This window comes from Chromobacterium sp., assembly GCF_041912965.1.
Taxonomy (GTDB): domain Bacteria; phylum Pseudomonadota; class Gammaproteobacteria; order Burkholderiales; family Chromobacteriaceae; genus Chromobacterium; species Chromobacterium aquaticum.
Genome location: NZ_JAYSGF010000010.1, coordinates 1 through 21,087, shown reverse-complemented (window position 1 = coordinate 21,087; position 21,087 = coordinate 1). Strand labels below are relative to the sequence as shown.

At 64.2% G+C, this 21,087-nt stretch carries 19 protein-coding genes and 1 pseudogene; 13 read left to right on the top strand and 7 right to left on the bottom strand.

Features of this window, described 5'->3' with window-relative positions:
* The first annotated feature begins 136 nt into the window (after positions 1–136).
* From treP to ACE3QM_RS07230, 6 genes are all read left to right on the top strand, one after another.
* The gene (treP, locus tag ACE3QM_RS07255; protein WP_374421224.1) at positions 137–1,585 is read left to right on the top strand and encodes a PTS system trehalose-specific EIIBC component; all 1,449 of its coding nucleotides are present in this window, start codon (positions 137–139) and stop codon (positions 1,583–1,585) included.
* Positions 1,585–3,237 carry an alpha,alpha-phosphotrehalase gene (treC, locus tag ACE3QM_RS07250; protein ID WP_374421222.1) on the top strand — a complete coding sequence of 551 codons (1,653 nt, stop codon included), beginning with the start codon at positions 1,585–1,587 and terminating at the stop codon, positions 3,235–3,237. The genes treP and treC overlap by 1 nt, the downstream gene beginning before the upstream one ends.
* Before the next feature lie 104 nt (positions 3,238–3,341).
* Positions 3,342–4,562 (top strand): maltoporin, encoded by a 1,221-nt coding sequence (locus tag ACE3QM_RS07245; RefSeq protein ID WP_374421221.1) that lies wholly within the window; start codon positions 3,342–3,344, stop codon positions 4,560–4,562.
* 124 nt (positions 4,563–4,686) lie between these two features.
* Positions 4,687–5,478: an arylamine N-acetyltransferase gene (locus ACE3QM_RS07240; protein WP_374421219.1), complete on the top strand. Its 792-nt coding sequence runs from the start codon at positions 4,687–4,689 to the stop codon at positions 5,476–5,478.
* Positions 5,479–5,551: 73 nt separating this feature from the next.
* Positions 5,552–6,238, top strand: a complete 687-nt coding sequence (locus ACE3QM_RS07235) for a DUF1345 domain-containing protein (protein WP_231463068.1) — start codon at positions 5,552–5,554, stop codon at positions 6,236–6,238.
* Positions 6,239–6,260: 22 nt separating this feature from the next.
* Positions 6,261–6,596, top strand: a complete 336-nt coding sequence (locus tag ACE3QM_RS07230) for a YnfA family protein (RefSeq protein WP_048408748.1) — start codon at positions 6,261–6,263, stop codon at positions 6,594–6,596.
* A gap of 225 nt (positions 6,597–6,821) precedes the next feature.
* Here ACE3QM_RS07230 and ACE3QM_RS07225 read toward each other — a convergent pair whose 3' ends face one another.
* From ACE3QM_RS07225 to aceB, 4 genes are all read right to left on the bottom strand, one after another.
* Positions 6,822–7,433 carry a glutathione S-transferase gene (locus ACE3QM_RS07225; RefSeq protein WP_374421215.1) on the bottom strand — a complete coding sequence of 204 codons (612 nt, stop codon included), beginning with the start codon at positions 7,431–7,433 and terminating at the stop codon, positions 6,822–6,824.
* A 95-nt stretch (positions 7,434–7,528) separates the two neighbouring features.
* The gene (locus ACE3QM_RS07220; RefSeq protein WP_374421213.1) at positions 7,529–8,218 is read right to left on the bottom strand and encodes an SIMPL domain-containing protein; all 690 of its coding nucleotides are present in this window, start codon (positions 8,216–8,218) and stop codon (positions 7,529–7,531) included.
* 93 nt (positions 8,219–8,311) lie between these two features.
* Positions 8,312–9,475: a GGDEF domain-containing protein gene (locus ACE3QM_RS07215; RefSeq protein ID WP_374421212.1), complete on the bottom strand. Its 1,164-nt coding sequence runs from the start codon at positions 9,473–9,475 to the stop codon at positions 8,312–8,314.
* A 208-nt stretch (positions 9,476–9,683) separates the two neighbouring features.
* Positions 9,684–11,279, bottom strand: a complete 1,596-nt coding sequence (gene aceB, locus ACE3QM_RS07210; protein ID WP_374421210.1) for a malate synthase A — start codon at positions 11,277–11,279, stop codon at positions 9,684–9,686.
* Between the two features lie 175 nt (positions 11,280–11,454).
* Here aceB and ACE3QM_RS07205 point away from each other — a divergent pair, with 175 nt between their 5' ends.
* The 4 genes and pseudogenes from ACE3QM_RS07205 to ACE3QM_RS07190 all read left to right on the top strand — a co-directional run bounded on the left by ACE3QM_RS07205 (position 11,455) and on the right by ACE3QM_RS07190 (position 15,133).
* Positions 11,455–12,345 carry a LysR family transcriptional regulator gene (locus tag ACE3QM_RS07205; protein ID WP_048408752.1) on the top strand — a complete coding sequence of 297 codons (891 nt, stop codon included), beginning with the start codon at positions 11,455–11,457 and terminating at the stop codon, positions 12,343–12,345.
* 4 nt (positions 12,346–12,349) lie between these two features.
* A complete protein-coding gene (locus tag ACE3QM_RS07200) occupies positions 12,350–12,814 on the top strand; it encodes a DUF4136 domain-containing protein (RefSeq protein WP_374421208.1) in 465 nt (154 codons plus the stop codon).
* A 346-nt stretch (positions 12,815–13,160) separates the two neighbouring features.
* Positions 13,161–14,525 (top strand): amino acid permease, encoded by a 1,365-nt coding sequence (locus tag ACE3QM_RS07195; RefSeq protein ID WP_269326035.1) that lies wholly within the window; start codon positions 13,161–13,163, stop codon positions 14,523–14,525.
* 94 nt (positions 14,526–14,619) lie between these two features.
* A pseudogene (locus tag ACE3QM_RS07190) lies at positions 14,620–15,133 on the top strand (O-acetyl-ADP-ribose deacetylase).
* Here the strand turns inward: ACE3QM_RS07190 and ACE3QM_RS07185 are convergent.
* Positions 15,126–16,001 (bottom strand): ion transporter, encoded by an 876-nt coding sequence (locus ACE3QM_RS07185; RefSeq protein WP_048408756.1) that lies wholly within the window; start codon positions 15,999–16,001, stop codon positions 15,126–15,128. The pseudogene ACE3QM_RS07190 and the gene ACE3QM_RS07185 sit on opposite strands and share 8 nt — an antisense overlap.
* A gap of 208 nt (positions 16,002–16,209) precedes the next feature.
* Between ACE3QM_RS07185 and cysK the strand changes: the two genes are divergently transcribed.
* Both cysK and ACE3QM_RS07175 read left to right on the top strand, forming a co-directional pair.
* Entirely contained in the window at positions 16,210–17,145 is a 936-nt protein-coding gene (cysK, locus tag ACE3QM_RS07180) for a cysteine synthase A (protein WP_374421205.1), read from the top strand.
* Between the two features lie 85 nt (positions 17,146–17,230).
* Entirely contained in the window at positions 17,231–18,103 is an 873-nt protein-coding gene (locus tag ACE3QM_RS07175; RefSeq protein WP_048408758.1) for an ATP-binding protein, read from the top strand.
* Here ACE3QM_RS07175 and ACE3QM_RS07170 read toward each other — a convergent pair.
* Complete coding sequence (locus tag ACE3QM_RS07170) at positions 18,095–19,804, bottom strand: potassium/proton antiporter (protein ID WP_048408759.1); 1,710 nt, start codon at positions 19,802–19,804, stop codon at positions 18,095–18,097. The genes ACE3QM_RS07175 and ACE3QM_RS07170 overlap by 9 nt on opposite strands.
* 818 nt (positions 19,805–20,622) lie before the next feature.
* On the opposite strand from ACE3QM_RS07170, the gene ACE3QM_RS07165 reads away from it, so the two are divergent.
* Complete coding sequence (locus ACE3QM_RS07165; RefSeq protein WP_374421203.1) at positions 20,623–20,829, top strand: hypothetical protein; 207 nt, start codon at positions 20,623–20,625, stop codon at positions 20,827–20,829.
* A 74-nt stretch (positions 20,830–20,903) separates the two neighbouring features.
* Here the strand turns inward: ACE3QM_RS07165 and ACE3QM_RS07160 are convergent.
* Positions 20,904–21,087: hypothetical protein (locus tag ACE3QM_RS07160; protein WP_374421201.1), on the bottom strand; the 184-nt coding region annotated here is incomplete at its 5' end.

Genomic DNA, 21,087 nt, shown 5'->3' with positions numbered 1-21,087 from the left:
CTGTACGAGTGTTGACGCAACTTATCTGTACGAGTTAGGGTGCCGTCATGGCCGGCGCGCTTGCCAAAATCGGCGCCGGACTCGATAACAGGCGCTGCGGCACCGCCGCAGACCGGGAGACGCAGGGATTAAACAGATGAGCCACGATTACCACAGCATCGCCGCGCGGATACTCGCCGCGGTGGGCGGCCGCGACAACCTCCAGCAGGCCGCGCATTGCATTACCCGGCTGCGGCTGTCCTTGAAGGACGACAGCCGGGTGGACCTGGAGGCCTTGCGCCAGGTGGACTTGATCAAGGGACAGTTCAGCCATGGTGGCGTGTTCCAGATCGTGATCGGCTCCGGCGATGTGGACCGGGTGTATCAATCTTTGATCGAGCTGGCGGCGCTGCAGCGCGCCACCGTGGCCGAGGTCAAGGCCAGCGGCGATCAGAAGCAGGGCCGGCTGCAACAGCTGGTCAAGGTGTTCTCCGATGTGTTCATGCCCATCCTGCCCGCCATCATCGTGGCCGGCCTGCTGATGGGCTTGAACAATCTGCTGGGCGCCAAGGGCATGTTCATCGAAGGCAAGAGCCTGCTGGACGCCTATCCGGGCCTGAGCGGGGTGTGGGGGTTGTTGAATATGATGGCCAACACCTCCTTCGTGTTCCTGCCGGCGCTGGTGGGCTGGTCGGCGGCCAAGCGCTTCGGCGGCAGCGAGGTGCTGGGCATCGTGCTGGGCCTGCTGCTGGTGCATCCGGACCTACTCAACGCCTGGAACTACGGCCAGGCCGCCGCTGGCCTGGGCGGCGCCAGCGTGCCGTATTTCGACGTGCTGGGCTGGTTCCGCGTCGAGAAGGTGGGCTATCAGGGCCAGATCCTGCCGATCCTGGCCGCCACCTGGGTGATGTGCCGGGTGGAGCTGTGGCTGCGGCCGCGGGTGCCCAACGCCATCCAGCTGCTGGTGGTGCCCATCGTCACCATCGTGGTCAGCGGCGCGCTGGCGCTGGCGGTGATCGGCCCTGTGGCGCGCCACCTGGGCATCGCCATCACCGATGGCCTGGTCTATGTGTTCAACCTGGCGCCGCTGCTGGGCGCGATGCTGTTCGGCGCTCTGTACGCGCCGCTGGTGTTGACCGGCATGCACCATATGTTCATCGCGGTGGATCTGCAATTGATCGCCAATCAGGGCGGCACCTTCATCTGGCCGATGATCGCGCTGTCCAATATCGCCCAGGGCAGCGCGGCGCTGGCGATGTTCTGGCAGGCGCGCACCGCCAATGAGAAGAATATGGCGTCGACCTCGGCGGTTTCCGCCTTCTTCGGCATCACCGAGCCGGCGATGTTCGGCGTCAATCTGCGTTACAAGCTGCCGTTCTACGCGGCGCTGGCTGGCTCGGCGCTGGCGGCGGCCACCATCACCCTCAGCCATGTGCGCGCGTCGGCGATAGGGGTGGGAGGCTTGCCGGCCTTCATTTCCATCATTCCGCAGCAGATACCGATGTTCCTGGTCGGCACCGTGGTGGCCCTGGTAGCGCCGTTCGCGCTGACATGGGCGCTGGCGCGCCGCCAGCCGCAAGCGGTGCTGAGCGAGAAAGCCCTGTGATGAACAAGAATTTGAAATCCGCAGTGGTGTATCAGATCTATCCCAAGAGTTTCCACAGCCATCACGGCACGGCCACCGGCGATCTGCTGGGCGTGGCGGACAAGCTGGACTACCTGGCCTGGCTGGGGGTGGACTATCTGTGGCTGACGCCGTTCTACCGCTCGCCGCAGCACGACAACGGCTATGACGTCAGCGACTACTATTCCATCGATCCCGCCTACGGCAGCATGGCCGACTTCGAACTATTGCTGGCCGAGGCGCGGCTGCGCGGCATCGGCGTGATGCTGGACATCGTGGTCAATCACACCTCCACCGAGCATCCGTGGTTCCGTCAGGCGCTGCAGGGCAGGAACAACCCCTACCGCGACTTCTACATCTGGCGCGACCAGCCCAATAACTGGGGCTCCAAGTTCGGCGGCTCGGCTTGGGAGCTGGACCCGGCCAGCGGCCAGTATTATCTGCACCTGTTCGATAAGACTCAGGCGGACCTGAATTGGGACAATCCGGAGGTGCGGCGGGCGGTGTTCGAAATGATGAATTTCTGGGCGGACAAGGGCGTGGCCGGCTTCCGGCTGGACGTGATCAATCTGATCTCCAAGGACCCGGCTTTCTCCGAGGACGATAGCGACGGCCGCCATTTCTACACCGACGGCCCGCGCGTGCACGAATATCTGCAGCAGATGCATCGCGAAGTCTTCGCCGGCCGCGATTTGATGACGGTGGGCGAGATGTCGTCCACCTCGCTGGAACACTGCGTCGCCTATTCGCACCCCGAGCGGCGCGAGTTGTCGATGACCTTCAACTTCCATCATCTGAAAGTGGATTACCCTGGCGGCGAGAAGTGGCGCGCGGCGCGTTTCGATTTCATCGCGCTCAAGCGCATCCTCTCGGATTGGCAGAGCGGCATGCACGCCGGCGGCGGCTGGAACGCGCTGTTCTGGTGCAATCACGATCAGCCGCGGGTGGTGTCGCGCTTTGGCGACGACGGCCGCTACCGCGTGGAGTCCGCCAAGATGCTGGCCACCGCGCTGCATGGCTTGCAGGGCACGCCCTATATCTATCAGGGCGAGGAGATCGGCATGGCCAACCCCGGCTTTGCCGACATCGACGCCTACCGCGACGTGGAAACGCGCAATGCCTACCATCGGCTGCGCGCCGGTGGCCTGGGCGAGGCCGAGACGATGGCTGCGATCCGGCAGAAATCGCGCGACAACTCGCGCACGCCCATGCAATGGGACGACAGCCGCCACGCTGGCTTCTCGCGTGGCGTGCCGTGGATAGGACTGGCGCCGGACGCGGCGACGGTCAACGTTGCCGCCGCGCGCCGCGACCCGGACTCGGTGCTGCATCACTATCGGCGCCTGATCGCGCTGCGCAAGCGCTATCCGGTGTTCCGCGATGGGGATTACCACTGTCTGACGCCGGACGATCCGGCGCTGTGGGTCTACGCGCGCGCGGCGGAGCAGGAAAAACTGCTGGTGATCTGCAATTTCAGCGCCGAGGAGCGCGACTACTCGCCGCCGGCCGAATACCTGACGGCGGATCATGGCTGGCAGCTGCTGTGCGCCAATTACGCCGACGCGGCGGCGCACCCGGCCCGGGCGCGCCTGCGGCCTTACGAATCCTTGCTCTACCGCGCCGAATTGTTCTGAGAACTGTGCTGATCGGTGGGCTCCGGCCCGCTTGCGGCCTGCCGGCATTCCCGGCCGGTAGGCCGTGCTTTGCCCAAAACACAAGGGAAATGGAGAGAGATGCAATGACGCGATTTACATACCGCGGCCTGGTCCTGCTGGGCTTGGCCGTTCCCTTGCTGGCGGCCCCCGCCGCCCAGGCGCTGGATTTCCACGGCTATCTCCGCCTCGGCGCCGGAGGCGCCGACAGCGGCGGCAAGCAGAGCTGCTTCCAACTGGCCGGCGCCGAAACCAAGTACCGGCTTGGCAATGAGTGCGAGCAGTACGCCGAGCTGGAGCTGGGCCAGCAGCTGTTCCAGGCCGACAACGGCAGCAAGATCAGCGTGGTGGGCATGGCCAGCTTGTACAATAGTTATGGCCGCGCGCCGACCTTCCAGGGCGACAACGGCAATGTCCGCTTGCCGCAGGCCTATGCCAAATGGAGCGATATCCCACAATTGAACGGGGCCACGCTGTGGGCCGGCCGCCGCTATTACAAGCGCCACGACGTGCATATCGCCGATTTCTATTTCTGGAACCCCAGCGGCACCGGCTTCGGCCTGGAGGACTACCGCCTGGGCGGCGATCTCAAGCTCAGCTACGCCTTCTCGCGCAACGACAACTGGGGGCAGGCGGACCAGGCCAATAAGCACGATCTGCAACTGGGCGGCATCGCCGTCAATCCCGGCGGCGAATTGAGCCTGGGCCTCAGCTACATCCAGCGCGCCGGCCAGGTGGCGGACGCGCACAGCGGCTGGTCGCTGAGCGCGCTGCATGAGCAAAAGGGCGTGTTGGGCGGCCGCAATCTGTTTGCGCTGCAATACGGCGTCGGGCCGGGAACCGGCCTGGGCGGCACCGGCGGCCTCGTCAGCGACAGCGGCACACGCCGCAGCCGGCTGGTGGAAGCGCTGGACTGGCAAGCGACGCGGGAATTCGGCGGCCAGCTGATGCTGGCCTGGCAGCGCGACGCGCGGCCGGACGGCGGGCAGACCTGGTGGTCGGCCGGCGCGCGCCCGGTCTATGCCTTTGGCGAGCGCTTCAAACTGGTCACCGAAGTGGGCGTGGACCGGGTCAAGGCCGCCGATGGCCAGGTCCGCACCTTGAGCAAATTCACCATCGCGCCGACGCTGGCCTTGGATAAGGCGTTCTGGAGCCGGCCGGAACTGCGTTTCTACTATACCTATGCGCGTTGGAACCGCGCCGCCCAGCAAGCGGCCGCGCCCGGCTCGGCGCTGGCCGGGGATGGCGCCTTTGGCGGCGCGCTCAGCGGTTCCAGTTTTGGCGTGCAACTTGAGCATTGGTGGTGAGCGGCGTATAAGCGTGGCGGGCATGGACATTCAAATTTTTTGAATGTCTCGCCCGGATAATTGATCTGTCGATCCCGTCCGGCGGCTGTTAGATTGGCCTGTCTGACGCTAGACGGGAGGGACTATGCCGGACATCGATGCCTTGTTTCGAGCCCGTATCGGCTGGGACGCGCGGCGCCCCTTGCAGTTCGACGAGATCGACGCCCTATTGCGCGAAGTGGCGCTAAGCCTGCCGTTCGAAAACTTGAAGTTGTTCGACGGCGAGCCGGAGGCGCTCAGCGAGCGAGCGCTGCTGGAGAAAATAGCGCTGCGCGACGAAGGCGGCCTGTGCTACGAGCTCAATCCCTTGCTCTATCTATTCCTGCGCCGCAACGGTCTGGAAGCCAGCCTGATCCGCGCCACGGTGTTCGATGAGGACAAGCAGGACTGGCTGCCGCTGGTCGGCACTCACGTCGCCATCCTGCTGTGGCACCAGGAGCAGGGCTATCTGCTCGATTGCGGTTTCGGCCTCAAACAGCCTATGCGCATGGTGCCCTTGTGCGGCGAGACCGTGGTGTCCGCCAACGGCGCCTACCGGGTGGCGTGGCCGGCCGGCGCCGGCTTCGCGCAGCTGGAACGGCGGCCGGCGGCCGAGGAGCGCTGGCAGATCGCCTACGGCTTCGATCTGGACGACGAGATCGCCGATTGCGGCGCGCTGAGCGAGATCCAGCGCCGCATCGCCGAGGACCCGCGCTCGCCGTTCAACAAGAGCCGGCTGATGGCGCTGCTGACCGCCGAAGGCAGCCGAGTGCTGACCGAGGAGACGCTGACCGAGACGCGGAACGGCAAGCAATGCCGGCTGGCCTTGCGGCCAGGGGAGTTCGAGGTGTTCCGCCGCCTGTTCGTCCGCCGCTTCGCTCCCATCGCCGCGCCCTGACGCCGGGGGCTTGCCGTCCCCGCCCGGATGGGTACACTGGGCGCTGGTCCACTCTCAAGAGAGCTTAGCCGCCATGTCCGCCCTGTTACGCGCTGCTCGTCGTTTCGCCCCTGCCCGCATGCTGCTGGCCCGTCCGCGACTGGTGGGCGCCGCCGTTGTCGGCCTGCTGGCCCTGCAGGCATTGCCGTGGTTGATGCCGCTGCAGGACATCACTCGCTACATCGTGGCGTGGAATGTCGGCGTGCTGCTTTATCTGGCCTTGGTGGGCTGGATGATGTTCAGCGAGGGCAGGCAGCAGATCCGGCACTGGGCCAAGCTGGAAGACGAGGGGCAGGCGCTGGTGATGACGCTGGTGATTCTGGCGGCGCTGGCCAGCCTGGCCGCCATCGTGATGGAGCTGGCGGTGGTGAAGGACCTGCACGGCTGGCGTCGCGCCGGCCACATTCTGCTGGCCATCCTGACCATCTTTTCTTCCTGGGCCTTCATCCACGTGATGTTCGCGCTGCATTATGCGCGCAGCTATTACGCCGCCCATGCGCGCGGCCTGCCGCCGGGCCTGGAGTTTCCCGGCAAGGAAGAGCCGGATTACGGCGATTTCCTCTATTTCGCCTGCATCATCGGCACCTCCGGCCAGACCGCCGATGTCAGCTACACCACCAGCGCGCTGCGCAAGGTGGGCACGCTGCATTGCGTACTGTCCTTTTTCTTCAACGCCACGGTGCTGGCCTTGATGATCAATATCGCCGCCGGCCTGATTTGAAGCCGGCGCGCAGCGAGACCTCATGTTGAATGTCGTGAAATTATTGTTGTTGTTCGGTCTGACCGCGGTGGCGGAAATCGTCGGCTGTTATTTGCCCTGGTTGTGGCTGCGCAAGGAGGGGCCGTGGTGGCTGTTGTTGCCGGCGGCGTTGGCCTTGATGCTGTTTGTCTGGCTGCTCAGCCTGCATCCGGCGGCGGCGGGCCGGGTCTATGCCGCTTACGGCGGCGTCTATGTGGCGGTGGCCTTGTTGTGGTTGTGGCTGGTGGACGGCATGCGGCCCAGCGCCTGGGATATCGCCGGCGCGGCGGTGGCCTTGTGCGGGATGGCCATCATCATGCTGGCGCCGCGGCCGGTCTGAGAACCTGTTCAAAGTCTGCTGCGCTTCGGCGATACGGCGTTGAAAACCGCTTCGAAATGCTCATGTACCGAATGTACACTCCGCTTTCTCAGCCGTTTTCGCCTTGTCTCGCTCTTGCTCGCGAGACTTTGAACAGGCTCTGAGAGCGGATTGCCGATCCAGCGCGCGGCGAAGCGACATGAAAAAACCGGGCCTAAGCCCGGTTTTTCTTGATGGCAATGCGGTTCAGACGGTTGGCGGCAGGGTGTCGGCGAAGGACGGCCGCGTCATCAGCCGTTCCAGCAGGCTGGCCAGATTGGGATGGCTGTCGCGCCAGTCTATTTCCGGGAAGCGGAAGTCCAGATAGCCCAGGCAGGCGCCGACGGCGATGTCGGCCAGGCTGTAGCCGACGCCGTTGCACCACTGGCGGTCGGCCAGGTCGGCGGCGAGCGCGGCCAGGCCGCGATCTATCTTGCCGCGCTGGCGCGCGATCACCTCGGGCATCTGCTTGTCGTCCGGGCGGCGCTTTTCCAGCACGATGGCCACCGCGGCGTCGACGATGCCGTCGGCCAACGCCTCCCAGCGCCGGGTGGCGATCAGCAGGCGGTTTTCCTGCGGCAGGATGCGCGACACCGGCGAGATATTGTCCAGATACTCGGCGATGACGCGCGAGTCGTACAGCGTCGAGCCGTCATCCAGTTCCAGAACCGGCACCTTGCCCAGAGGATTGTAGTCGCCGACGCGGGTATCCGCGTTCCACGGCACGTCCTCCTCCAGCGGGCAATCTATTTTCTTTTCGGCCAGAACGATGCGCACCTTACGGGCGTAGGGGCTGGTCAAGGAGACGATGAGTTTCATGTTTCGGATCGATCTGGATGATGGCAGGCGAAATGCTCGCCGGATGCGATCCGGCGAGCGACTACTTTAGCGCAATGCCGAGGCGGCTGGAAGGCTTACTTCAACTCCACCTTGCCGCTGACTTGCAGTTGCAGTTGGGACTGTCCAGGCTGCAGATCGGGCTGCGCCACTTCCGCGTTGGCGGCCATGCCGGCGGCCTTCATCATCATAGGCGGACGGAAGATGGGTGATTGGCTGCCAATGTCCAATTCCTTGATATTACTGACATTTTTTCCGATTGCCTTGGCGGCGACCTTGGCCTGGGATTCCAGGTTGGCGATGGCTTCCGGCAGCATGCTTTGCTCGGCTTCCTTGCGCGCCTGATCGGACACGCTGAATTGCAGACCCTGCAGCAGCAGATTCTGTTGCAGTTTGGCCATCAATTCCGCGGCCTGGGCGAAGTCGCGGCTCTTCAGCTGGATTTCCACCCGGCCTTGCCAGCTTTGGATCTTGCCGTTCTTATCGTAATTGGGCCAGGTGTTGTAGCCGCCGCTGGACAGCTGCACCTTGGCGTAATTGCGGCCTAGCGCGATGCCTTGGGCGGCGGCCTTGTTAAGCCTATCGGCCAGCACCGCCGGCTGGGTGTTGCTCATTTGCTGGTAGAAGGTGGCGCTGATTTGATCATTGGCCACTTCGCGCTGCGCGCTGGCTGACAGATTGAGCTGGGTGCTCTCGGCCAGCGCCGGGGCGGCGCTGACGGCGAACAGGGTTCCAAGGCTGGCAAGCAAGAGAGTTGGTTTGTTCATGTGTTCATTCCCATGAAATTGTTGTCTTGATCGGAAAAGTCCGATTTGCAGTGTGTAGGCCCATCATGCCCGAGAAAAGTTTCCGACGGCATACTACCCTTCGGCCAGTTCTATCCGGTTGCGGCCATTGCGTTTGGCCTGGTACAGCCGGCTGTCCGCCGCCAGGAACAAGCTGGACAGGCTGTCGTAGGGCTGCTGGCTGGTGCTGGCGATGCCTATGCTGGCGCTGATGCGCAGCGGCGCCGCAGCGGCCGAGGGCTGCGGGCTCAGTTCGGCGATCGCGCGCATGATGCGCTGCGCGGCTTCGTGAGCGGCGTGCAGGCCGGTGCGCGGCAGCAGCATCACGAATTCCTCGCCGCCGTAGCGGCCGACGATATCGTCGGCGCGCGCCTGGTGGCGCAGGCAGTCCGCCAATTGCCGCAGCACCAGGTCGCCGCTTTGATGGCCGTAGCGGTCGTTGATGCTTTTGAAGTGGTCCACGTCCAAGAGCAGCAGCGCCAGCGGCTTGCGCTCGCGCCAGGAGCGCCGGTAGGCGGCCTCGGCCAGTTCGCGAAAGCCGCGCTGATTGAGCAGATTGGTCAGGCCGTCGTGGCTGGCCTGGTGCTGAGTATGCTCCAGCGCGCGCTCGTAGCAGATGTACAGCGCGCACAGGATGAAGCTGAAGCTGAGCCAGTGCATGCCCAGCGAGCTGAACATGGAGAAGCGCATCGCGGCGGCGTCATAGACGGCGCCGGCCCAGCCGGCGTGGACGATGCGCGCCAGCGCCAGCAAGGCGTAGAGCAGGCAGACCGTCAGCGCCATCTTGCGGCCGGCGCCGGCGATGCGCGAATGGCCGGGCCACAGCTCGCGCGCGGTCAGCAACCAGGCGATCAGGTAGACCAAGCAGACCGCGGTGGTGCGCTGTCCCATATCGGCCGGGCCGGCCTGCAGATAGGTGGCCATGCCGGCGGCCACCAGCAGCAGGCTTTGCCAGACGCGCGGATTTTTGCCGTTGAGCTGACGGATGCCGCAGAGCGCGAGGGGATGGAATAGCATCCACAGCAGATTGTTGAACACCAGTTGCGGCCACGGCGGCAAGCCGATGGGCAAGAGACTGAACATGCCGCCCAGGCTGATGCAGCCGCCGGCGATGCCGAAATAGAGAAAGGCGTGCTCGCCGCGCTTGCGCAGCCAGAACATCGTGGTGACGGCGGTCAACACGATGCCGTAGCCGGTGGTGCTGAGCACGGTGGCCTGGAAGTCGAGGATGCTTTGCATGTAGGAGTCTGTTCAAAAGCCACCGCGCGACGGATGCGCGCGTGGGCGCAAGCCAGAGCTTGAACAGGCTCCGAGGCGGATGCGCTTTGCAGTGTGAATTATGACAAGCGGCCCATCATAGGGCCGTTGTCCATGGGCTTCAATCCGCAAAGCTACGCAGCCAGCCTGACAAATCCCGACAATATGTCGTCGGGATTCCTGCCTGGCATCAAGCCAGGTATTCGTAACCGGGCAGCGTCAGGAACTCGACGAAATCGTCCGAGGTGGTCAGCAGGTCGAACATCGCGGCCGCGTCGTCGTATTGGCGGGTCCAGCGCGCGCCGTATTCGGCCTTGAGCTTGGCCACCTCCGCCGCGTGCAGCTGGCGGAACAGTTCCGCTGTTACCTTGCGGCCGTCGTCCAGCACGCCCTTGGGGCTGCGTATCCATTGCCAGATCTGCGAACGGGAGATTTCGGCGGTGGCGGCGTCTTCCATCAGATTGTGGATGGGCACGCAGCCGTTGCCGGAAATCCAGGCGCCCAGGTACTGGATGCCGACGTTGATGTTCATCGCCAGTCCGGCCTCGGTGATCGGCGCATCCGGGCGGAAGTCCAGCAGTTCGGCGGCGCCGACCTGAACGTCCGGCCGCTGCTTGGCGATCTGGTTGGGCGCGTCGCCCAGCACCTTGCCGAAGGCCTCGGCGGCGATGGGCACCAGGCCGGGGTGGGCCACCCAGCCGCCGTCGTAGCCGTCGGCGGCGTCGCGTTCCTTGTCCGCGCGGACGCCGGCCAGCGCTTTCTCATTGGCCGTCGGATCGTTCTTGATCGGAATCAGCGCCGCCATGCCGCCTATCGCCGGCGCCGCGCGGTGGTGGCAGGTCTTCAGCAGCAGCAGCGCGTAAGCGCGCATGAAGGGCACCGTCATGGTGATCTGGGCGCGGTTGGCCAGGCAGAAGTCGCGGTTCTGGCGGAATTTCTTGATGCAGCTGAAAATATAGTCCCAGCGGCCGGCGTTGAGGCCGGCGCTGTGCTCGCGCAATTCGTACAGAATCTCGTCCATTTCAAAGGCGGCGAGTATGGTTTCGATCAGCACCGTGGCCTTGATCGTGCCTTGCGGGATGGACAGCTCGTTCTGGGCGAACACGAACACCTCGTTCCACAAGCGCGCTTCCAGATGGCTTTCCATCTTGGGCAGATAGTAATAAGTGGCGCTGCCCACGCTGCGCAGATAGGCAATGTTGTGGAAGAAGGACAGGGCGAAGTCGAACAGCGCGCCGGAGACGATGTCGCCGTCCACCTTGACGTGCTTTTCCATCAAATGCCAGCCGCGCGGGCGCAGCAGCAGGGTGGCGGTGTCGGCGTTGAGCCGGTATTGCTTGCCGTCCGGGTTGGCGAAGGAGATGGTTTTGCGGTAGGCGTCGCGGACATTGATCTGACCGTTGATCTGGTTGTCCCAGCTCGGGCAGTTGGAGTCCTCGAAATCCGCCATGAAACTCTTGGCGCCGGAATTGAGCGCGTTGATCATCATCTTGCGGTCCACCGGGCCGGTGATTTCCACGCGGCGGTCCAGCAGGTCGTCCGGCAGCGGCGAGATCTTCCAGTCGCCGGCGCGGATGGCGGCGGTATCCGGCAGGAAGTCCGGCAGCTTGCCCGCGTCCAGCTCGTTCTGGCGCGCGGCGCGGGCGGCCATCAGCTCGCGGCGGCGCGGTTCGAAGTGGCGGTGCAGCTTGGCGACGAAGGCCAGCGCGTCGTGGCTGAGGATGTCGGCATAGGCCGGGGTGAGCGGGGCGAGGATTTCCATCCCCTGGGGAAGCGTTGCTGCCATGGCGGGACTCCTTGAATATAGGGTGGCGCGGATGCGCCGGGACAGGCGCTCCCGCGTCCGGGCCTGGGACGGTGAAACGGGACCAGGCTAGTCTAGCTAGGCAAAGCGTAAAAAAAAATGCATATATAGACATATCATCTTTTACTTTTTGTTAGCTAATCGTGGGGCGGCTCGGATGTTGAAACAGTTGGAGACCTTTGTCGCGGTGGTGACGCAGGGCAGCTTGTCGGCGGCCGCGCGCCAGGAGGGCGTGGTGCCGGCCATCGTCGGCCGGCGCATCGACGCTCTGGAGGAGAGGCTGGGGGTCAAGCTTCTGACCCGCAGCACGCGCAGCCTGGCGCTGACCCAGGAGGGCGCGGCGTTTTACGAGGATTGCCAGCGCATCCTCGCCGATCTGGCGGACGCCGAGGCGGCGGTGGCTTCCGGCAGCGGCCGCGCGCGCGGCCATTTGCGGGTGTCGGCGCCGGCCGGTTTCGGCCGCAAGCACGTGGCGCCGCATATCGCCGGCTTTCAATTACGCCATCCGGACGTCAAGGTGACGCTGGATCTGTCGGACCGGCTGGTGGACCTGCAGCGCGACCGCATCGATTGCGCGATTCGCATCTCCGACCTGGCCGATTCCTCGCTGGTGGCGATCCGGCTGGCGGAAAACCGCCGCGTGGTGGTGGCGGCGCCGGCCTATCTGGCGCGCCACGGCCTGCCGCGCCGGCTGGAGGACCTGGCTGAGCACAACTGCCTGTCCTTGGGCGAGAGCCAGAGCCGCGGCTGGGCGTTCCGCCGCGACGGCGAGGCGGTGAACCTGCGCGTCGGCGGCCGGCTGGAGTGTAACGACGGCGCGGTGCTGCATGACTGGGCGCTGCAGGGCCTGGGCCTGGCCTGGCGTTCGCTGTGGGAGGTGAAGGACGATCTGTCCGACGGCCGGCTGGTGACGGTGTTGGACGAATTCTCCACGCCGGACTATCCCGTGTGCGCGGTGGTGCCGCAGCGCCGCTTGCTGCCGGCGCGAGTGCGGCACTTCGTCGATTATTTACGGTCAGTCTATGCTGATGAGGCTTATTGGAATTGACATCATGAAACCGAAGAATTGGGGCGCCGCGGCCTTGTTGGCCGGCTTGGCGGCCGTCCCGGCCTGGGCCGGCGCGAGCACGGTGGGGCTGAGCTGCCTGCCATCGGCCGGCGCCGGCGTGGACATGCGCGAGTGGCTGCTGGACCGCTTGGTGTTGAAGGGGGCGGTGGTGGACGAGGCGCGGCCGCAATGGAAGCTGTGCTTCAAGCAAGGCCAGCAGCGCCAGGTGTATTGGCCGGCGGATGGCTGGTACGCCGGCGGCTGGCGCGATTGGCGCTACGGCGGCGGCATGTACTGGTCGCCGGACTATCAGGTGCGCACCGTGCGCACGCTGGCGCTGGAGGTGGTCAATAGCGCCGACGGCGCGGTGCTGTGGCAGGGCCAGCAGGAATTGGACGACGGCGACAACGGCCGTCAGCAATTGGAGAACGCCGCGCGCAAATTGATAGATTTGATGCCATTGCCATGATTTGTTTTGCGCTATGATGACATGCAGGGTTTGATAATGGCGGGCTATATGGGGTTTCCCGTATTGCCGACGGCCGGCCCTGCGGTACTATCGCATTCTTCTCCGGCATGAACTGCGTGGATCGGTGGCTTAAGCACCGCGCTCGACAATGGCAAGTCCTTGTTATGGCGTCTAATTTAAAGCCAGCGGCGGACAGGACAGCGGGGGAGAGGACACAACAGATCATACAGGCCCCATCCGAGTATGAAGCGCCCGCCGGGACAGCGGGCGCTTTGTCGTTGTACCGGACGGCCGTTACGGGACAGTGAAACAAATGAGTTTGATGCGCAAAAAGAGCGTCCAGGGAATGCTGGCTACCGCTCAGACCTCGCGTGGGCTTCGCAAGGAGCTTTCCGCTTTCGACCTTACCATGCTCGGCATCGGCGCCATCATCGGCACCGGCATCTTCGTGCTGACCGGCACCGGCGCCACGGTGGCCGGCCCCGGACTGGTGCTTTCCTTCGTGATCAGCGCCTTCGCCTGCGGTTTCGCCGCGCTGTGCTATGCCGAGTTCGCTTCCATGCTGCCGGTTTCCGGCTCCACTTACACCTATGCCTATGCGACGCTGGGCGAGATGATAGCCTGGATCATAGGCTGGGACTTGCTGCTGGAATACCTGCTGGCCTCGTCGGCGGTGTCGGTGGGCTGGTCCGGTTATTTCCAGAGCCTGCTGTCCGGCTTCGGCGTGACCCTGCCTGAATACCTGACCGCCGCCGCCGGCTCGCTGCCGGGCAAGCAGACGCTGTTCAATCTGCCGGCCTTCTGCGTGGCGATGGTGATCACCGCCTTGCTGGCCTTCGGCATCAAGGAATCCAAGCGCGTCAACAATGTGGTGGTGCTGATCAAGGTGGGCGTGGTGTTGCTGTTCATCGGCATCGGCGTGTGGCATGTCAAGCCGGTGAACTGGCAGCCGGCGCTGCCCTTCGGCTTCTCCGGCGTGTTCCACGGCGCCGCCATCGTGTTCTTCAGCTTCATCGGCTTCGACGCGGTGACCTGCGCCGCCGAGGAAGTGAAGAACCCGGCCAAGGACATCCCGCGCGGGGTGATCTGGTCGCTGGGCGTGTGCTCGCTGCTTTACGTGGTGGTGGCCGCCATCATGACCGGCATCGTGCCTTATATGCAGTTCGCCGGCGTAGACCATCCGGTGTCGCTGGCGCTGCAAGTGGCCAAGCTGGACTGGTTCGCCGGCTTTGTCGACCTGGGCGCCATTCTCGGCATGATGACGGTGATCCTGGTGATGACTTACGGCCAGACCCGCATCCTGTTCGCGATGTCGCGCGACGGCCTGCTGCCCAAGATCTTCTCCGAGGTGAACCCCAAGTACGGCACCCCGTACAAGGCCACTTGGCTGATTGGCACCATTATCGCCTTGCTGGCCGGCTTCGTGCCGCTGCACACCCTGGCCGAACTGGTGAACATCGGCACCCTGGCCGCCTTCACCCTGATCGCCTTGTCGGTGATCGTGCTGCGCAAGCGCGAGCCCGATCTGCCGCGCAAATTCGTCTGCCCAGGCGTGCCTTACATCCCGACGCTGGCCATCTTGTGCTGCGGCTTCCTGATGACTCAGCTGTCGTTGCTGACCTGGTTGTGCTTCATGGCCTGGTTGTTGATCGGCCTGGTGGTGTATTTTGGCTATTCGCGGCGCAATTCGCTGTTGAACAACCCTGCTTAAAGGCAGAAAAGGAAAAAGCCGGCATCCGCCGGCTTTTTTTGCGCCTGGCGTCGGCGGGCGGATAATGGCGGCATGGATAAATAAGGGGGAAGCGATGGAAGCGAAGACCGAATTGTCGGCATGGCAGGGCGACATCACCACGCTGGCGCTGGACGCCATCGTCAACGCCGCCAACACCAGCCTGTTGGGCGGCGGCGGCGTGGACGGCGCCATCCACCGCGCCGCCGGGCCGGAGCTGCTGGCGGAATGCCGGAATTTGCACGGCTGCCGCGTCGGCGAGGCCAAGCTGACCGCCGGCCATCGGCTGTGTGATCCACACCGTGGGCCCGGTGTGGCAGGGCGGCGCCCACGGCGAGGCGGAGCTGCTGGCCGCCTGCTACCGCAACAGCCTGGCACTGGCGGCGCGTCATGGTTTGGACAGCATCGCCTTCCCGGCGATCAGTTGCGGCGTTTACGGCTATCCGCAGCGGCAGGCCGCCATCATCGCGGTGGACACGGTGCGCGCTTGGCTGGCGCGCGAACCGCATGGCTTGAGGCGGGTGTTGCTGGTGGCTTTCGACGACGCGATGGCTGGCCGTTATCGGCAGTTGCTGGCCGGCGCTAGCTGACCTCGCCCTTGGACGGACGCGGCAACTGTCCGCCGCAGTGTTTGCAGAAGCGCGCGTCCCAGTCGTGGCCCTCGGTGAAGCAGTGCGGGCACAGCCGGGTGCCGGACACCGCCTCCGCTGTCTTGCTCTTGGCGCCGCTGCCGCGCGCGATTTCGGCGGTGACGATGCCGGTGGGCACCGCGATGATGCCGTAGCCGGTGATCATCACCACGCTGGCCAGCGCCTGGCCCAGCGGCGTCTTGGGCGTGATGTCGCCGAAGCCCACCGTGGTCAGGGTGACGATGGCCCAGTAAATGCTGACCGGGATGCTGGTGTAGCCGTGCTCCGGCCCTTCGATCACGAACATCAGCGTGCCCAGGATCACCACCAGCAGCACCACGGTGACCAGGAACACCGTGATCTTGCGGCGGCTGGCCAGCATCGCCCGTTTCAGCTCGCTGGCCTCGCCGATATAGCGCGTCAGCTTGAGGATGCGGAACATGCGCAGCAGCCGCAGGATGCGGATATCGGCCAGGAAGCGGCTTTCCGGGATGAACAATCCCAGATAGAGCGGCAGCACCGCCATCAAGTCGATGACGCCGAAGAAGCTTTTCACATAGCGCATCGGCTTGTGGATACAGATCAGCCGCAATGCGTATTCGATAGTGAACAGAATGGTGAAACACCAGTCTAGAATCTTGAGCTGGGCGCCCCAGGCCGCTTGTATGCTTTGCACGCTCTCCAAAATCACCGTCAGCACCGACAACAGGATGGCGATGATCAGCGCCAGGTCGAAGATGCGCCCCAGCCGGGTATCGGCCTCGTAAATGATGATGTAGAGCTTGCGGCGCCAGCCGGTGAGCGGGATCAGCGTTTCCTGTGTCGGCATAAGTGGGGAGTGGACCTCGGTCTGCGGGTGATGGGCACTGGTTTCAGTGTAGCGGTTTTGCCGTCGCGGCCATGGCGGTGCCAGGGCGCGGCCGGCTGAGACTGCCAAGTTTGCCGATTATAAGCAAACAATATTTAGCATCGCCGTACGGCTTGTTTATGATGCTGGGTAATATGGTTTTCTTCAAAACTGTCTGTGGAGAATAAAGATGCGAATTGCCAATGCAGTGACGGATTTGATCGGCAACACCCCGCTGGTGCGGCTGAACCGGGTGAGCGATGGTTGCGGCGCCACCGTGGTGGCCAAGCTGGAGTTCTTCAACCCGGCTCACAGCGTCAAGGACCGCATCGCGGTGGCGATGATAGACGCCGCCGAACAGGCCGGCAAGATCGGCCCGGACACCACCATCGTTGAACCCACTTCCGGCAATACCGGCATCGGTCTGGCCATGGTCTGCGCCGCGCGCGGCTACAAGCTGGTGATCACCATGCCGGAAACCATGAGCCGCGAACGCCGCCAGCTGCTGCGCGCCTATGGCGCCGAACTGATCCTGACCCCGGGCCCCGATGGCATGGGCGGCGCCATCGCCAAGGCGCGCGAGCTAGTGGAGCAGAATCCGGACAGCCATTTCATGCCGCAGCAGTTTGAGAACCCGGCCAATCCGGCCATTCACCGCAACACCACCGCCGAGGAAGTGTGGAACGACACCGACGGCCAGGTCGACATCTTCGTCGCCGGCGTCGGCACCGGCGGTACCATCACCGGCGTGGGCGAAGTGCTGAAGGCGCGCAAGCCCGGTGTGCAGATCGTGGCGGTGGAGCCGGACGCCTCGCCGGTGCTGTCCGGCGGCGCCAAGGGCCCGCACCCTATCCAGGGCATAGGCGCCGGCTTCGTGCCCGCCATCCTCAATACCGATATTTACGATGAAATCATCCGCGTGAAGAACGAGGACGCGATGGAAACCGCGCGCGCGGTGGCCGCGCGCGAAGGCTTGCTGGTGGGCATTTCCTCCGGCGCGGCGGTGTGGGCGGCGCTGGAACTGGCCAAGCGTTCGGAAAACGCCGGCAAGCTGATCGTGGTGGTGATTCCCTCCTTTGGCGAGCGTTATCTGTCCACGCCCTTGTTCCAACATCTGGCGGACTGAGTCCGGCCGCGTCCGCGAGCATCGACAGCCTGGCGGCTTTCTGCCAGGCTGTTTGTTTTTGTCGTTTCGCATCGAGGGGGAAATCATGGAGCAGTTGCAAGCCTTCCTGGCCCGGGCCGAAGCCATGCTGGCGCGCCTGGAGCCCTTGCTGCCGCCGGCGCGGCCGGAGCCGGATTGGAACGCATTGGCTTTCCGCTGGCAGCGCCAGGGCATGGCCGGCTGGCTGGAAGCGGTGGCGGAGCCGCACGCGCCGGAACTGGAACGGCTGACCCATATCGACGCCCAGCGCGCGCAGTTGCTGCGCAACACCCGCCAGTTCGTCAAGGGCCGGCCGGCCAACAATGTGCTGCTCACCGGCGCGCGCGGCACCGGTAAATCCTCGCTGGTCAAGGCGCTGCTGCCGGAGTTCGCCGCCAAGGGCCTGCGCATCATCGAGGTGGACAAGGCGCAGCTGGGCGATCTGAACCGCATCGTCGAGATGGTGGCCGGACGCAAGGAGCGCTTCATCCTGTTCTGCGACGATCTGTCCTTCGAGCAGGGCGACGACGCCTACAAGGCGCTGAAGACCGCGCTGGACGGCGGCCTGGCGCGCCGCGTCGACAATGTCTTGGTGTACGCGACGTCCAACCGCCGTCATCTGATGCCGGAGAAAATGAGCGAAAACCGCGAAGGTTGGGTGCAGGACGGCGAAATCCATCCGGGCGAGGCGATAGAGGAAAAGGTGTCGCTGTCCGATCGTTTCGGCTTGTGGCTGTCCTTCTATCCCTTCGATCAGGACGCCTACCTGGCGGCGGCGGCCGAGTGGCTGGCGCATTTCGGCCTGAAGCTGGACGCCGAGGCGGAAAAGGCCGCGCTGCACTGGAGCCATCTGCGCGGCAGCCGCTCCGGCCGTGTCGCCTGGCAGTTCGCCTGCGACTGGGCCGGGCGCGGCGCCAAGGAGCGCAAAGCCTTATTGTGATTTCAAATAGCGCAGGCCCACGCTTTTGACCTGGCCGTCGGCGGCGGCGCGTATCACCATCTCCAGGCGGTCCAGCCGCAATACGTCGCCGGCCACCAGTGGATAGCCGCAGGCGCGCTTGCAGTATTCGGCGATGCTGGCGGCGCGGTCGCGTTCGCTCAGATTCAGGCCGTAGCTGTCGGCCAGATCGGCCAGCCGCGCCTGGCCGGACACGGTGAAGTAACCGTAGTAAGGATCGTCGCCGGGCGGGTGGAAGGCCTCGCCGGCGGTTTCCAGCGCCGGGCCGGGGCCGATCAGGCAGGCCCAGTCGCCGGCGCGCAGCGTCTGGCTGGCCGCCGGCTCCAGCGGCAACTCCTCGCGGTACAGCGCCGCCAGCCTCACTCCGGCGGGCAAGGCCAGTTCGCCGGCCAGCTGGCCTTCGGCCGGGCTATCGGCGCGCACCAGGCAGGAAGCGGCCTCGTAGCGGGCCTGCTGGCCGCTGACCACCGGCACCCGGTGCTCCACGTCTGGCCGCGCTGGCAATTTCAGCTTCAGCTTTTCCGCCAGAGGCGCGATGGTCCAGCCCTGGAACAGCAGCGACATCATCACCACGAAGAAAGCCACGTTGAAGAATAGCTGGCTATTGGGCAGCCCCGCCATCAGCGGGAAAATGGCCAGAATCACCGGCACCGCGCCGCGCAGGCCCACCCAGCTCATGAACAGCTTTTCCGCCTTGGGCACCGGGAAGGGCAGCATGCACAGCCATACCGCCAGCGGCCGCGCCACCAGCATCAGCACGATGGAGATCGCCAGCGCATAGGGCGCCACCGGCAGCAGATTGGACGGCGTGACCAGCAAGCCCAGCACCAGGAACATGGTGACCTGGGCCAGCCAGGCATAGCCGTCGTGGATATTCAATAGATTGGGCAGGTCCGCCACCCGGGCGTTGCCCACCACGATGCCGGCCAGGTAGATGGCGAGGAAACCGCTGCCGCCGGCCGCCGTGGTCAGGCTGAACAGCGCGCCGGCGGTGCCCAGGCTGAACAGCGCCAGCATCGCGCCGCGCGGACCCAGGCGTTGGAACAGCCAGACCATGGCCTTGCCGCCGCCCCAGCCGGCCAGCGCGCCCAGGCCCATTTGCTTGACGAACAGCCACAGCATGGCGGCGACGCCGGCGTCCTGACCCTGTTGGCCCAACACCCCGATCAGCGCCGAAGTCAGGAACACCGCCATCGGATCATTGCTGCCGGATTCGATTTCCAGCGCGCTGCCGACGCGGCGATTGATTTCCAGGCCGCGGCCGGACAGGAGGGCGAACACCGCGGCGGCGTCGGTGGAGCCGACGATGGCGCCGATCAGCAATCCCTCCAGCCAGCTCAGCTTCAGCACCCAGGCGGCGAACAGGCCGGTCACCGCCGTGGTGATCAGCACCCCCAGCGTGGCCAGCACCCCGGCCGGTTTCAGGCTGATGCGGAAGCTGTCCTGGCGCGTGCGCAGGCCGCCGTCGAACAGAATCACCACCAGGGCGATGGTGCCGACCACATAGCTGAGCTGGTAATTGCTGAACACGATCTTGCCGGGGCCATCCTCGCCGGCCAGCATGCCCAGCGCGAGGAAGACCAGCAGCAGCGGCGCGCCGAAGCGGGAGGCGATCGAGGACACCACCAGGCTGGCGAGGAATACCAGCGAGCCGGCCAGGATGAGTGAGTTTAAGGTGTCCAAGTGCAAGCTCCTTCTGGCTGGATGGGGGAAGGTGATGACGAAATCGCTCAAGCCTGGCGGCGGAACGCGGACGGCCGTCCCTGTGCCGCGATGGGCGGCAAGGAATGACAATCGGGATAAATATGCAGATTTCGCAAGTTTACCATGCTAATGGTAACACTTTGAGGCTTATCAGCCGCGCTTGAAACGGCCCATCCGTTAATTTTTGCAGTTTATTCGTGCTAGCTGATTTTATTTGGCTTGGTAATACTGCCAAATATATGACGAAGAATTTATTTGGCGCAGAGTTTTGTGTATATTGTTTTTGCATTTTTTAATTGTTAATTAATGATAAATAATTATCGAGAGGTGTGTATGACGGTACGTAAATTTGCGCTGCTGGTGGCGGGTCTGAGCGTTTCCTGGATGGCTTTTGCTTCCATGGCTCCTTGGTACCTATGGGAAAGCAAGTCCGACGGCCATCTGGTGTGCTCGCAATTCTCCTATGGACCGGGTTGGGTTTTGCTCAATAGCATTCCTTACAAAGACGCGGGCTGCCGCGTTCAAGGTCGCCCAGGCTGATCGGGGGCTGCTGCCGACGGCTCCGGCCCAGGGCAGAGTGCGCCATTCCGGGCGCAAGCAGGAGGACGGGGGCGCCGCGGCGCCCCTATTGCTGCGTGCTAGTCAAGAGGCTGCGTGCAGGGCATGACACCGCCTTCCAGGCAAAGTGGCAGGCGGCGCTTTATGCCAACAGTATGATTCGGTATATTGTCATGGCATTTTTCCGCCTGGCCACTCCATCTTGGCCGTGGTGTCCTTCACTTTGTCCTGAGGTATGCATGATGATTCGCAAAACTGTTCTGACCCTGGCGGCCTTGTCCTTCCCCCTGCTGACCTTGGCCGCGCCGGCGCCCTGGTATTTGTGGCAAAGCAAGGTGGACGGCAAGCTTGCTTGCTCGCAATTCTCCCTGGGACCGGGTTGGGTGCAGTTCAGCAACCAGCCTTACAAGGACGCGGGCTGCACCAAGCCGGGCCGTCCGGGCTGAGGTCTGAGGTCTAAGAACCTGTTCAAAGTCTGCTGCGCTTCGGCGATACGGCGTTAAAAACAAGCTAAAAATGCTCATGTACCATGTGTACATTCCGCTTTTTCGCTCGTTTTCGCCTCGTCTCGCTCTTGCTCGCGAGACTTTGAACAGGCTCTAAGAACCTGTTTACGATCTGCCGCGCGTCGGCGGGATGGGTAGAAATGGGCGTTGAAACCAAGCTCAAAATGCTCATGTACCACGAGTACATTCCGCTTTTTC

Excerpts from the sequence above, each read along its gene's own strand:
- treP (WP_374421224.1), top strand. The coding sequence starts at position 137 with ATGAGCCACGATTACCACAGCATCGCCGCGCGGATACTCGCCGCGGTG.
- treC (WP_374421222.1), top strand. The coding sequence starts at position 1,585 with ATGAACAAGAATTTGAAATCCGCAGTGGTGTATCAGATCTATCCCAAG.
- ACE3QM_RS07245 (WP_374421221.1), top strand. The coding sequence starts at position 3,342 with ATGACGCGATTTACATACCGCGGCCTGGTCCTGCTGGGCTTGGCCGTT.
- ACE3QM_RS07240 (WP_374421219.1), top strand. The coding sequence starts at position 4,687 with ATGCCGGACATCGATGCCTTGTTTCGAGCCCGTATCGGCTGGGACGCG.
- ACE3QM_RS07235 (WP_231463068.1), top strand. The coding sequence starts at position 5,552 with ATGTCCGCCCTGTTACGCGCTGCTCGTCGTTTCGCCCCTGCCCGCATG.
- ACE3QM_RS07230 (WP_048408748.1), top strand. The coding sequence starts at position 6,261 with ATGTTGAATGTCGTGAAATTATTGTTGTTGTTCGGTCTGACCGCGGTG.
- ACE3QM_RS07225 (WP_374421215.1), bottom strand. The coding sequence starts at position 7,433 with ATGAAACTCATCGTCTCCTTGACCAGCCCCTACGCCCGTAAGGTGCGC.
- ACE3QM_RS07220 (WP_374421213.1), bottom strand. The coding sequence starts at position 8,218 with ATGAACAAACCAACTCTCTTGCTTGCCAGCCTTGGAACCCTGTTCGCC.
- ACE3QM_RS07215 (WP_374421212.1), bottom strand. The coding sequence starts at position 9,475 with ATGCAAAGCATCCTCGACTTCCAGGCCACCGTGCTCAGCACCACCGGC.
- aceB (WP_374421210.1), bottom strand. The coding sequence starts at position 11,279 with ATGGCAGCAACGCTTCCCCAGGGGATGGAAATCCTCGCCCCGCTCACC.
- ACE3QM_RS07205 (WP_048408752.1), top strand. The coding sequence starts at position 11,455 with ATGTTGAAACAGTTGGAGACCTTTGTCGCGGTGGTGACGCAGGGCAGC.
- ACE3QM_RS07200 (WP_374421208.1), top strand. The coding sequence starts at position 12,350 with ATGAAACCGAAGAATTGGGGCGCCGCGGCCTTGTTGGCCGGCTTGGCG.
- ACE3QM_RS07195 (WP_269326035.1), top strand. The coding sequence starts at position 13,161 with ATGCTGGCTACCGCTCAGACCTCGCGTGGGCTTCGCAAGGAGCTTTCC.
- ACE3QM_RS07185 (WP_048408756.1), bottom strand. The coding sequence starts at position 16,001 with ATGCCGACACAGGAAACGCTGATCCCGCTCACCGGCTGGCGCCGCAAG.
- cysK (WP_374421205.1), top strand. The coding sequence starts at position 16,210 with ATGCGAATTGCCAATGCAGTGACGGATTTGATCGGCAACACCCCGCTG.
- ACE3QM_RS07175 (WP_048408758.1), top strand. The coding sequence starts at position 17,231 with ATGGAGCAGTTGCAAGCCTTCCTGGCCCGGGCCGAAGCCATGCTGGCG.
- ACE3QM_RS07165 (WP_374421203.1), top strand. The coding sequence starts at position 20,623 with ATGATGATTCGCAAAACTGTTCTGACCCTGGCGGCCTTGTCCTTCCCC.